Source organism: Methanobacterium lacus, from assembly GCF_000191585.1.
Lineage (GTDB): Archaea > Methanobacteriota > Methanobacteria > Methanobacteriales > Methanobacteriaceae > Methanobacterium_B > Methanobacterium_B lacus.
Map to the genome: position 1 here is coordinate 897,265 of NC_015216.1, position 13,547 is coordinate 910,811.

The 13,547-nt window shown below is 34.0% G+C and carries 9 protein-coding genes; 4 read left to right on the forward strand and 5 right to left on the reverse strand.

The features are described 5' to 3' along the window. Positions 1-98: 98 nt before the first annotated feature. The 3 genes from METBO_RS12610 (at position 99) to METBO_RS04615 (ending at position 4,199) form a co-directional block, all read left to right on the forward strand. Positions 99-1,562 carry a glycosyltransferase family 2 protein gene (locus METBO_RS12610; RefSeq protein WP_013644511.1) on the forward strand — a complete coding sequence of 488 codons (1,464 nt, stop codon included), beginning with the start codon at positions 99-101 and terminating at the stop codon, positions 1,560-1,562. A 93-nt stretch (positions 1,563-1,655) separates the two neighbouring features. After that, positions 1,656-2,954, forward strand: a complete 1,299-nt coding sequence (locus METBO_RS04610; protein ID WP_013644512.1) for a nucleotide sugar dehydrogenase — start codon at positions 1,656-1,658, stop codon at positions 2,952-2,954. Positions 2,955-3,077: 123 nt separating this feature from the next. Further along, a complete protein-coding gene (locus METBO_RS04615) occupies positions 3,078-4,199 on the forward strand; it encodes a hypothetical protein (RefSeq protein WP_013644513.1) in 1,122 nt (373 codons plus the stop codon). Positions 4,200-4,247: 48 nt separating this feature from the next. Here the strand turns inward: METBO_RS04615 and METBO_RS04620 are convergent, their stop codons facing one another. Next, complete coding sequence (locus METBO_RS04620; protein ID WP_013644514.1) at positions 4,248-6,431, reverse strand: glycosyltransferase; 2,184 nt, start codon at positions 6,429-6,431, stop codon at positions 4,248-4,250. A gap of 354 nt (positions 6,432-6,785) precedes the next feature. Here METBO_RS04620 and METBO_RS04625 point away from each other — a divergent pair, with 354 nt between their 5' ends. After that, positions 6,786-7,565, forward strand: coding sequence for an EFR1 family ferrodoxin (locus tag METBO_RS04625; RefSeq protein ID WP_013644515.1), 780 nt, complete (start codon positions 6,786-6,788; stop codon positions 7,563-7,565). A gap of 74 nt (positions 7,566-7,639) precedes the next feature. Here METBO_RS04625 and METBO_RS04630 read toward each other — a convergent pair whose 3' ends face one another. The 4 genes from METBO_RS04630 to rfbA form a co-directional block, all read right to left on the reverse strand. Further along, complete coding sequence (locus METBO_RS04630) at positions 7,640-9,439, reverse strand: glycosyltransferase family 2 protein (protein ID WP_013644516.1); 1,800 nt, start codon at positions 9,437-9,439, stop codon at positions 7,640-7,642. A gap of 100 nt (positions 9,440-9,539) precedes the next feature. Next, the gene (locus METBO_RS04635) at positions 9,540-11,528 is read right to left on the reverse strand and encodes a glycosyltransferase family protein (RefSeq protein WP_013644517.1); all 1,989 of its coding nucleotides are present in this window, start codon (positions 11,526-11,528) and stop codon (positions 9,540-9,542) included. Between the two features lie 164 nt (positions 11,529-11,692). Beyond that, a complete protein-coding gene (locus METBO_RS04640; RefSeq protein WP_013644518.1) occupies positions 11,693-12,493 on the reverse strand; it encodes an accessory Sec system protein Asp2 in 801 nt (266 codons plus the stop codon). 160 nt (positions 12,494-12,653) lie between these two features. Next, positions 12,654-13,535, reverse strand: a complete 882-nt coding sequence (rfbA, locus tag METBO_RS04645) for a glucose-1-phosphate thymidylyltransferase RfbA (protein ID WP_013644519.1) — start codon at positions 13,533-13,535, stop codon at positions 12,654-12,656. Positions 13,536-13,547: the final 12 nt, after the last annotated feature.

A 13,547-nucleotide genomic window follows, 5' to 3' on the forward strand; every position in this document is an offset into this window, starting at 1 on the left:
TTCATGGATTTGAAACAGTAATGGGAATGAAAACAGTTGATATAAATATTGGGTTTAAAATGGTGTGAAGATAATTAATTGTATTGGGGACGATTCAAATGGAAGATGTTAAAGTATCGATAATTATTCCTGTTTATAATGTTCAAAAGTATCTAAGGCAGTGCTTAGATAGTGTTACAAATCAAACTCTCAAAGAAATTCAGATTATATGTGTAAACGATGGATCAACAGATGGTTCTCTTGATATTCTGGAAGAATACGCTCAAAAAGATGATAGGATCCTAGTTGTGAATCAGGAAAACTCTGGTTGTGCCGTTGCAAGGAAAACTGGTTTGAAACATTCCACTGGGGAGTACATTGAATTTGTAGATTCTGATGATTGGCTTGAATTAGATGCCCTCGAAAAAACCTACAATAATGCTATTTCAAACCATTCTGATCTTGTTCTATTTCCAATTTCTCGTTACAATGACAGGGAAAACAAGTATTTCAATTCAGGATCAACCGTTGAAAACTACTTCGATGATCCAACAATTGATTACAACAATTTTACATTCCAAATTAAGGATATTAAACCCTTTTTATTAAACAGCAGTTTTTCAGTTTGGTTTAAATTGTACAAATCTGATTTTATCAAGGGATATGATGATTTCTATTTCCCCCGCAACATGAATTTTGAAGATGTGCCATTTCATGTTCAAATAATGATAAGGGCCACTAAAATATCCTTTTGTCCCGGTAAAATCTACAACTACCGCACATCCAATATGGATTCCATAACAAATTCAGTTTATGTTAAAGAAAAAATTTTTGACATATTTGAGGTTATTAATCACGTGGAAAAAATTTTGATTGAGAATGATCTCAGGGAAGAATATAACTTTGAGTTCATTAGATTTAAAATAAATCAATTGGGGTACTGGTTCCAACAAAGTGATGAAAGATTTAAAGAAGAATTGTTCTTAAGAATTAAAAAAGAATTTGAAGCCTTGAAACTCAGTGATGAGGATGTTGATAGGTTGAATCATAGACTGAGAAATATTTACCTCCATGTATCAGCTACCAATACTCTTGGTGAAATGGTTCTGTTTGAAGAAAAATTGGATCTAGAAGAACAGTTAAAACAACAGAAACGGCAATACACTGTTCAGATCAAGGATATGAATCAGAATTTTAAAAATAAATTTAATGAACAGAGAATAAACCTTGAAAATACCAGGGCAAATTATGAGGAGAGAATTTTAAATCAGAAGAAGAGCCACGAAAAAGTGACAGAACATAACTTAAAAAGGATCGAAAACCTTCAGATTGCACAAAGTAAAAATATCACGGCCATTAAATCACTTGAAAATGATTTAAATCAAATTAAAACAGAGCTGAAAAAAATATTAAACACAAAGCCCTACAGATTCGCATATTTCTTACACAGATTCTCACATGAATTTGTCAAGGGTGACATGACAAATAAAACAGATTTCATAAGATGGAGTTTAGCTCAAATTACAGGTAAAAAATCTGATAATGAAATTAAGTACAATCCCCTTGGGAAATTGATTAAGTAGGTGTAATTTATTCTGACTAATTATTTTAGCCTAAATTCAAAAATAAAACAACATTTAAATATCAATTAATTTAATTTTAATAGAGGTATTATTATGAATAATCAAACTAGAATTGCTTTATATGGTTTGGGGTATATAGGGCTTCCAACAGCATCATTATTAGCTAAAAACGGTTATAAAGTTGTTGGTGTAGATATTAATCCTCAAACTGTTGAAAAGATCAATTCAGGAATTTCTCCTATCATGGAACCAGGTTTAGAGACCATTATTTCAGACATGGTTGCAAATAAAATGTTGTCTGCAACTACCAATGGGGTTGAAGCTGCTGTCAATTCCAATATAATGATAGTTGTGGTTCCAACACCGGTTGACAACAACAATTGTTCAGATTTAACAGCAGTTATTTCAGCTTGTGAAACCATTTCAAAGGGATTGAAAAAGGATGATCTGGTCATAATTGAAAGTACCAGTCCTCCATACACATGCGAAAACGTTGTGATTCCAATTCTAGAAAAAAGTGGATTGAAATCTGGAAAAGATTTCGGAGTAGCATACACTCCTGAAAGAGCACTTCCAAACAACACAATATATGAAATGACACACAACGCAAGAATAATAGGTGGAATAAACCCTGAAAGTTCTGCACAAGCAGCAGAAATTTATGGATCGATCACTGAGGGAAAGGTTGTAACAGTAAAGGACACTGTCACGGCTGAAATGGTAAAACTCATGGAAAATACCTACAGGGACACGAACATAGCACTTGCCAATGAACTAGCAATGGTATGTGAATCCATAAATATAGATGTAATAGAGGCTATTGAAGCATCAAATTATCATCCCAGAGTAAATATTCACACTCCAGGACCCGGTGTGGGCGGGCACTGTTTATCAATAGATCCCTATTTTATAGTGGAAATAGCCAAGGAAAATGGAGTCCCTGCGAGATTAATTCAGACAGCAAGGGAAATAAACGAACACATGCCAAACCATGTGGCATCCCTGGTAGAAAAATCATTAAAAAACAAGGGTAAATCCATATCTTCTTCAACTGTAGGAGTTTTGGGTGTTGCGTACAAAGGAAACGTTGCAGATTACAGGGAAACTCCTTCAAAAAATTTGATAGATACTCTGAATGGTTTGGGGGCCAAGGTACTTGCAAACGATCCATACGTTGATCCTGAGATAATAAGAAGGATGGAAGCAGAACCTGTGGATTTAAAAGAAGCACTAAACTGTGATTGTGTTGTATTGATGACTGATCATGATGATTATCGTAGCATAACTCCTGAAATGATTAAAAAATCGATTTTAATTTGTAACAGACCCATACTAGATCAGGATCTTTTCAAATCATCAGGAATTGAATTTAAAGGTGTTGGAAGGAATTAAAGACTAACTAAATTCTTTAATTCTTTAAATACTTCTTTAATACAGTTGTTTTTACTTAAATTCTGGCTAACATCATTAGTTAAATTTTTCATTCAAGACGTATAGATTTTAGGAGAAACTAAGATGAATACTGAGGATAATTTTATAATGAACCTATCCGATTTAAAAAGTTTCAATTACCCTAAAGACAAACTATTTTCCTTACAAATTAATCACGCCCAGGTTAAATATGAGTTTTTAGTTAGATTAGCAAGTAACAATAAAAATTTAATTTGTTTTGGTTCAGGTGCACACGCTCCCGATAAAATGTCTCCTCCTATATTCAGAAGACTCACTTGGCAAGATGAATTTGAAGAATCTGTAATTTATTACAACGATCCAACATTGTATTTGCCAGTAAAATCACCATTAAGATATGATGTGAAAAGATTATCATTAGGATGGGGTGTTGGCACCCCCGACAATTGGTATTTGCTAACAATATTAGATATTATCAAAATTTTAGCTCTTAAAAATAGAATAAATCCCGAAGACATACTATTTTTTGGAAGTTCTTGTGGAGGTTTTACTTCACTCATTTTATCCACCTTAATGAAAAAGTCGCAGGCCATAATAAACAATCCTCAAATCTTTTGTAAGGCTTTGGAAGGACATTTGGAGAATGTTTTGAATGTATGTTTTGATAAATTAGATTATGATACTGCTTTGAAAGAATATGGCTGCAGACTTGATGTGTTTGAATTGTTTAAACATGAAAAATATATACCCAATTTTACGTACGTAATTAATGTGAATTCTGAAATTGATTTTCATCGTAATCTTTTACCATTTTTAGATAGATTAAATAAATCAGAATACTTCCATGATCAGATTCAAATTATTTTATATTCCAGTGAAAATGGACATGATGGAGTATTAGATAAAGAAAAAACTGTAAAGTTAATTAAAAATCACTTTAATCTGCAAAATGAATGTTTAACTCAAAATAAAAATGTCATAGAAACCTATGAAACCACAATCAAATCACTGGAAGATGATTTAAACGATATCAACATGCAACTAAAAATTATTGCAAAGACAAAATCATTTAGAATTGCATATCTGTTGCATAGAATTCATAATCAATTTATTAAAGGAAATAATAAGGATAAAAAGGAATTTTTAGATTGGATGTATAACAAATTTACCAAGAAAAATTCTAAACAACCAACTAAATATAATCCACTTAATAATTTAATTAAATAAATTGACCACCATTATTAATAAAAAAAATTCATCTTAAATATTCATACTTTAAAATTTTATTCTAAGGTGGTTTTCAATGATGTGAACCAAGCTGTCATGGATTGATTGGGAGTCATACATATCAGATTTGTACTTCATGTTTTGGAGACTCAAAGCACTTCCTTCTTCACTTATTCCCCAAATATCTGTTCCACTTCCAACGTAATCATAAAATTTAGATGGTAGAAATGGATTTGAGGGTTTTGTTTGTTTTGTTTTTTGATCTGTAACAATTAAACAGTCAAATTTGGTTGTTAGATTTAAGAATTCGAGAAAATTTACTTGGGGATTAATATTCAAACAGCCCTCGTCCACCAACCCCTTTATGCTGTGTTTAAATCCTTCAGGATCGTTTGTGAAGACATGGATCATGAACTTGTCCTTGAAGTTATCCTTCAAGGTTTTAATAGCACTGTAAACTTGTTCTAAATGTATTTTTTCATGGGCTGAATCGAAGTAGGCGAAGTTCACGATATCAGAATTTAATTGGTAATTCTGGTGGATTAAACTGTAAAATTTGCAGTCCAGTACTGGTGGAGCAATTACTTCGATTTTTTTGTTGATAACTTCCATTAGTTCTGGGTATGGAAACTTATCCAACATGTACTGCTTCTGATTTTCGCTTTGAAATATTAGTTCATCTGCAAATGCATATGCTAAATATTCATTTAAAAAGAAGATTTTTCCGGAGGAATCCTCTGGAAATCCGTTCTCAACAAGGGTTTTGTTGAGTTTGCTTAACACATCAGGTTCATCTATGGTTGCATTTATGATGTCTCCAATATTCTCATAAATAGATTGATCTGAAAACTCAACTATCCACTTTACTTCTGGATGTTTCAATTTGTAGTTAAATGCCAATAAATTGGATGCAGGATACATGGAATAGCTGTAAATCTCTTCGTAGCCATTATTTTGTTTAACTAATTGGTCTATGGCAGTTATTCCTTTTTCACAAAAATTCTTCATGTGTTTCCAGTTTCCAAGTGTTGGAACAGAGTTGATGATGACGTTCCTTCCCAAATAATCTTCCGTGATCTTCATACTGGTTTCATCCCTTTTCCTCATGGGATCCATGTTGTTGGAAATAACGTCGACGATGTTTCCGGTTTTAGATATGCGTTTTCCCATGAAGTAGGAACTTATATCGTTGTATGGCAAAAAACTGAAGGATATGTAGAGTTTTTGGGCAAGATTTCTATTTAATTCATTCATGTTAAAGTATTCCAAGTCAGCACTGTGTATGGCTTCAAGAACTCGGTTATATTCGTTGGGATGTGCCTTCAGATATTTATTTATGAAGGTTGTTTGTGCGTTTATCCTTATTTTAAGTCCACTTATGCCATCTGCATTATCTGTCTTAGATAGGTAGTCGTTTAATTTCTTGATTACAGCGAGACGATCTTCCACATTAAATTTGAAGCTCATGGGCTTTCTAGAAACAGAGTCTGATCTTAGCACCCTGTAGTAAATGGCTTTTGATTCTTTTTTTACCATGTAAACTTCAAAATTGTTCGAAGTCATAAGATTTGCAAAGAACACGATGTCTTCTCCACTTGTGAGATCAACATCGAAGGCTATCCTCTTTAAATTAGATGATGGAATCAGTTTACATGCAGTGAATGAGAAGTAACGGCCTATATTGGTGTACGGATCGTTTATTATTCCTTCAACAATATCTTTGTTTGAATTGGGATTGATGTTGTTGTTTTCATCCACATCCATCATTGGAGCCATGACTATTCTCTCAGGAGCAGCATGCTTGTAAAGTTCCTCCAAAAAATTTGGGGACACATAATCATCATCATCAATAAAGGTGATATACTTGCCTTCAGCAGTTTTAACTCCAATATTACGGGCATTTGATGCGTTTGCAAGTTTTGAGTATGGAATCTTTATGTTCATATCGGGATTTTTGAGCTTGAATTTTTCAACAAGATCTTGGGTACTGTCCTGCTCTCCATTAATGATTATGATAACTTCAAAGAGGTGTTGTGCTAAACTCTGATTCTTCATGGAATCTAAAAATCGGACAATATGCTTTTCTCCCTTGTAACTGGGTGTAACAACACTGACTTCGTACAAATAATTCATATCCTCGTTGTTACTAAGTTCTTGGGTTGAACCAGTCTCTTCAGAAACTTTACTCCTTAAATTGTTCAGCATCTTTGATGTACGTTTGAAAATGGCCATGATCCTAAACCTCTAACTTTTTGAAAAACAAATTCAATGGAAATTAGCTTGATAACCGTTTTACTGTAACTTTTAGTCCAAGCTTAATAATTAGTTTATTCATTTTAAGGTTCACAAATTTACCATGTAAACTATTCCTTTTTTATTAGCCCGGGGTTTCCCATTAAATCCTTGGAATCTACATTTTTTCTTTATTATGAAACTATACATGAAAACATTTATATACAATTTCCCAAATAAATAATTCGATAGTTATCGAATCATAATATCAAATTTTTAGAAAACAAAAAAAAATTGTGAGTAGACTTTTTAGGGATAATAAATACTATTACAGTTAAAAAGGGGGAATAATTTATGATATTTTACTTTTCAGGCACTGGAAACTCGTTGTATGTTGCACAAAAATTACAGGAAACAGAAGGTGGAGAACTCATCAACATAACAGATGCGTTGAACAAGAAACAATTTAAATACCAAACAGTGGATGGTGAAAAGGTTGGAATAATTTTTCCAGTCTACTTCAATGGACTGCCAACAATTGTAGAGCAATTTATGGAAAAATTAACAATAGATAATTCCAACCAACCATTCATATACACAGTAGTTACATGTGGATCCTCAATTGGGCGTGCAGATAAAATGGTGGCCAACCAGCTTCAAACCAAGGATCTAGAGTTAAGCAGTGCATTTTCTGTTGAGATGCCCTCTAACTACGTCATGATATACGATACTTACGATGCTGAAAAAGAGAAATCCAAACTTCAAGTTGCAGAAAAACAGATAGAAAACATAAAAAAACTTCTTAAAACTAATAAGAAGGGTAATTTTTCTAAACATGGTATAATTGCCATATTAACACCATTAATCTATAAATTGTATGGAATGAGGCGTAACACCGAAAAATTTTATACTACAGATGCATGCAACGGCTGTGCCCTCTGTGAAGAAATTTGTCCAGAAATGGCAATAAAACTTGAAAATGGAAAACCAGAATGGACAAAGGATAAATGCAGTCATTGTACCGCATGTATAAACCGTTGTCCTAAAAGGGCTATTCAATATGGTAAAGCAACAGAAAAACGTGGACGTTACATTAATCCAAACGTAGTATTTGAAGTTAATAAAAAAAATTAAAAATATAATTCAAGTAAAGATAATAGATAAGAAACTATTATCTGTTAATTGGGTTCTTGAAGAGATTTAGGCTTTTAAAAATCCCATACAGGTGTTTTATAACCTAATTTCTCTGCATTTTCAGGTTCCCACCTGTTTTTTTGGAACATCACATCATAATCTGCACCCTTTTTAGGTTGATTTTTAAGATCGTCTGTAGATTTTTGCAGTTTGTGATAAACCACAGCCTTTTCAACGTAGTAAACCTTTAACTTCATGATGTGTCTTACGTAGTTGCAGAAGATACGGTCTGAACGGTAATGTCTACCATTTTCAGGGTCTAATCCCACTGAATCATCGAAAACAGATCTTTTGATGTAGGCACAGAAAAATGGTGCAAAACTCAGTTCCACAACACTTCCAGAATGGAAAACAGGAACATTTATGATGTTATCATGTGCCTTAGAAAGGTTAACATCACATTCGTACTGTGGATATGCAAATGGAACATGTTCATTGATGGTTTTAGTTTCAGGGGGCAGTACTTGTTGAGGAACAACAACACCTGCATCTGAAAGGTTGTAAGCTGTTTTTTGAAGGGCTTCAATCGATCCTGGTGTTAAAATTGCATCGTTGTTCATTGAAAGAATATCATTTTCAGGTTTGGAAATTTCTATTCCCTGATTAACTGCATAGGTAAAACCGTAGTTAACAGGGTTTAATATGAGTTTGATCCTAGATTCATCTTCTAATTTTTTCAGGAACTCCACAACTGCACCCTCAGAATTGTTGTCCACAACAACGATCTCAACAGCCTCAGGATACTGTTCTTCTATGGCTTCAATACATTCTTTAATATCTTCTAATGCCTCATAACTCGGAATTATAATGCTCACACCACGATCTAAAATCTCTAAAAGAGGAGATTCCATTCTTTCATCCCTTCTCTTCAGATTTTTTTCACGCACGATATCAAGGTAGTGCACGTAACCTGGAATGTTTGTGATGGTGTTATCGGCATTATCGTAGTAGTAGTGGGATAGAATAACTGGAACCGAGTAGATCTGAGCGTTTTCAGACATGCGTAAAATAAGGTCGTAATCAACCAGCCTAACAAGGGACTCATCAAAACCTCCAATCCGATCAGTTAGTTCCTTTTTGTGGCATAGGGAGTTAATATCGATGTAGTTACGGTTGTTTAACAGGGATCTGTTAAAACTTCCAAAACGAACAGCGTATGGATTTTGAGCATTTCCCTTAAAAAGATACTGGCCACTGTACACAACTTCGGCATCTGCCAACCTTTTAAAAGCCCCCACCATCGCTGCAAGATATCTTGGATCCCACAAGTTGTCAGAATCAAGGTAAGCCACGTACTTTCCTTTTGCAACTTCCAGACCCCTATTTCTAGCTTTAGAAACTCCTTTACGTGTAGTGTTGTGAAGCAGTGTTATTTTTTCATCCTTCAGTGATTCTAACAATTCCTTTGAACCATCATCACTGCCATCATCGACTACTATTAGTTCAAAATTTCTGTAGGACTGGTTAAGCACGGATTCAATCGAACTCTTAACAGTGTCTATTCTGTTGTAAACTGGAAGTATGACTGTAACCATTTCATCTTGGTTTGTCAGAGAATTTAATGTTAAATACTTGGTAATATTTTCCATGGTGGCAAAACATCTTTTATCCTGTTCACGAAATGGGGCCATTATCATGGGGGAAATAACAGAATTTGAGAGAAATCCTGTGAAATCTCTGAAACTGCGGTGTTGTACTTTGGATTTACCTACTCCTTTGATTTTATACTTTAACTTTCGACCAATCTTTCTTGGATACTCCTTTAAACTGGTTTTTTCCACGTAGTTTCCAATGGTTTGAGTTCCTTTTTTCATGTTATTAACACCTAATTAGAATTATGATAAGTAAATTTACATTTTTTAATAAGTTTTAGAATAATAAATTTTTAATGAGATATCATTGGATTTTAATATATTAACTTTGTTTACTGTGTAGGTATTCAATCAATGTTTTTTTAAGTTGTAGTGCCCTGTTAAAGTAGGTATGGTTTTCAACTACAAATTTCTGTAATTTTTCAACAAGATCGATCCTATCCTCATCAACTTCAAGAAAATGGTTGAGCAAATTGTTTAATTGAGTTTCAGTTTCAAAAACCGGTAAATCTTCCCCAAAAATTTCTAAAGCACCCAACTTGCCATTGGTCAGTACCAGGGTTCCGCAGGCAAGTGCATCATAAACTCTGCTGTTTACAGAGCCATAAGCCTTTGTTGCACTGTTTGCATCGTCTATAACGATTTTTGTTGAAGCATAAAGTTTGGGAATGTTGATATAATTTATAAATCCCCTGTGGTAGGGTTTAAATTTAGGTATTAACTCCCAGTTCTTACCATACAGATTAAACTTGTACGGAAGCTTATCTGGATCGAGAAGATCGATAATTTCTCTATAATCGTTCCAGTAACTGCCTGTGAAACAGTAGTCACTGTAATAATCTTCAGATTCCGGTATTTCATTGTTAAACCTGTTGGGATTGGTTGCAAGTGGCACCAAAGTTGCATCCTTACCACTGTGTTCCTTCACAAACATTTGGGAAATTTTGCTCGGTACTAGAACTAGATCGTAATTTCCAAACCATGGAAAAAAGGTCCACCTATCAAACCAATTACGTGGCCATGCAATTTTTATGAGTGATCCCCTAGAACTACGTATCCTTCGAGGATCAAAGGTGTACAAGAGTGAGATAACAACATCCACATCATCAAGGTCATACCAATAATCAGGACCATTTCTAGGTAAAAAGCACACGTCCCATCCTAAACTTTTAATGGCTTCACCAAACTCTTTTGCAGTGAAATAATCCCCTGCAGAAGCATGTTCTCCACTTTCACTCACTGCAAATGCAACCTTGAGTTTCTCCAAACTGAAAACATGGCTGGTTTCAATTTTATCCAACAACACATTCCCTCGTAAAAATTGGTTCCATCTGTTGTTAAAAAGGATCAGATCATCCTTTTCATTTCTACTTGGAGAATTATCTGGATTTAAACAGTTAAATATAATGGAATTTGGGTTGTAAATATTTGAATAACCCTTTTTTAAGAGTTTTAAAGAGAGATCAATGCTTTCAAAACAGTTTTGGTACGATTCATCAAAACCACCAACCTCTAAAAACAGGGCTTTACTTATGAGAAATGCTTTCTTGTTAACAGCTGCCCTTAAATTCTGTTTCATACAAATTTCTTCGTTAGGATCTAAACCGTTGGCCATTTCAGACACTATGAAATTTCCATTTTTGGTTTCAACAAACTCTGCACCAATACTTTGAATTTTGAAATTATTGGGACCATCTTCCAGGTTTGGATTAACTATTTTGGCACCAACACATCCTGTGTTCCTATTTTCCAATGTTGTTTGCATTAAACTATTCAACCATCCATATGTAGGTTTGAGGTTACCATCTAAAAACAGTAAGTATTCTCCATTTACACTTTCAACTGTGCTGTTGTGTATTTCGGCGTAGGATCTGCCATTAGAATTTTCAATTAAATCCACTGAAAACTGGTTTTTGAGTTTTGAAATAAATTCTCCAGTATCTTCGGCTAAATGATCAGCGATGACAATGACTTCAAAATTGGGATAAACTAGGTTGTGATGAAACTTGTTAAACAAGCTGTTTAGATCACAGGAACTGTCCAAGTTTATGATGATTGAAACCTTGGGAGAATCATCTTTAAATAAAAATAAATCCGTTAATTCGTTATTATGCTTGATTAATTCGTTGTATTTCTCTTTTTTTTCAAGGAGATTCATTTCAGGCCGCTTGTTTTCGATTTTGTTTTGTGGTTTGAAGATTTTAGCCTTTGCACGTTGAAGTTCGTGTTTAAATAAACTGTAGTCATCGTGTAGACTGTATTTAATCATTCTTAAACCGTTTTTAGAAACTAATTTAAACATTTTCGGCATATGGAACCTCAATGGTTTAATAAAAAAATATATTTGAAGTTTACAAATGAAGATTTTATTTATTTAAACAGTTGAAATTAATCTATTTTGTTACTCATCATCTATTCAATTCTTTTTTTTTTTTTAGATATAGTTGAATTTAGAGTTTTCTTATTGCTCTGTACCTAAATTTTCATCCTCTGGGGTATGAGTTTATCGTCTATTGTTTGCAATGTTTTAAGTAGAAATTTAGGGTAAAATATTCCTAGATCGTTATGTTCATGATACTCTTGTATGTCTAGCTCATATTTGATGTTATTAATATCTAACTGGGTTACAAATGGTTTTATATGGTTTTCGAAATGCGAATCCCCCTTACCCACATGAATGTAGATCATTGGAAAATCTTCAGGATCTCGGTACAACTGTTCGTAAAGTAAGTTGTTTAAATAGGTTAAATCTCCGTGTTCATGACCTCCGGCTATGTAATCTGCCACCCGCACCTTACTGAAAACATGAATTTTTTCATCTGGTTGTATCTCAACATCTTCTTTGATCAAGAAGTCACCCATCTTAGTTTGGGGTCCGCCAGCAATAACATGTCCAAATCTGTATTTAATGCCGTAGTAAAGGGCCATCCATCCACCTTTCGACGATCCTTGAAGTATAACATCATCAATTTTCAAGCCGTATTTTTTGAGCATTGATGTTATAAGGGACATAACAACAGTTTCGATCTTGAAGCTTCTGTGATGGCCAAGGAGATAACATCCACGCACACCGAATTCATCTAATAAAAAAAGTCTGTGTGCGTTAACATCTTGCAGAGTTCTCACATAACGATATTTGAATTTACCAGAGTTAGTGAATCCTGGAAACGTTACGATAAGTTTATCAGCACCTTCTTTTTCACAAAATAAATATTTTACCTCTGAACCTGCCTTATGAACTTCTTCATTAGCCTTAATATAATCCGCAAATCCCATTTTAATACACCAAATAGTTATTCTAATTAATATATGCACGAATATTTATGATTTAAACAGTAGATGATAATTTTATTTAAATTTACACATGTTCAAGCTCTATATTCATTTAACAAATATTTAATTGAGTCAAGAAGAATATTCCAAAAAAATAGGAAGATTAAATGTCGTTTCCATTCCTTTTTACAAGTTCAACTAAATATTTACTGTAATCTGTTTTTTCGAGTGATTCTGCAGATTTTAGCACGATATCTTCATCGATCCATCCATTGTTGAATGATATTTCCTCTAAACATGCGATGTAAAAGCCCTGTCTTTTTTGTATGGCTTCAACATAGTTACTTGCCTCTAAGAGTCCTATATGGGTTCCTGTGTCAAGCCAAGCCATTCCCCTTCCTAGAAGTTCAACCTTCAACTCTTTCCTTTTAAGGTATTCGTCGTTTACAGAGGTTATTTCTATTTCTCCCCTGTCTGATGGTGCAATGTTTTTGGCAATATCTATGACTGAGTTATCGTAGAAGTAAAGTCCTGGAACAACGTAGTTACTTTTGGGGTTTTCAGGTTTTTCTTCCACTGACAGAACATTTCCCTCTTCATCAAATTCAACCACACCAAAGGGCCTTGGATTTTTCACATAGTAACCAAAGATAACTGCACCCTTATCGAGTGATGCTGCTCTTTTAAGAATTTCACTGAATCTGTGGCCGTGGAATATGTTGTCTCCAAGTACCAGTGCCACACTTTCTTCTCCAATGAAATCTTCACCCACAATAAAAGCATCTGCAAGACCTCTGGGTTCGTCCTGTACTCTGTAAGAGAATTCAACACCCAAATCTGTTCCATCTCCAAGAAGTTCTTTGTACCTTGGAAGGTCTGTTGGAGTTGAAATTATGAGTATTTCCCTTATTCCTGCCAGCATCAAAACTGATAAAGGATAGTAGATCATGGGTTTATCATAGATTGGAAGTAACTGTTTAGAAACTGCCTTGGTAATTGGGTAAAGCCTAGTGCCTGAACCACCTGCAAGTATTATTCCCTTCATTTTTAATTTTCT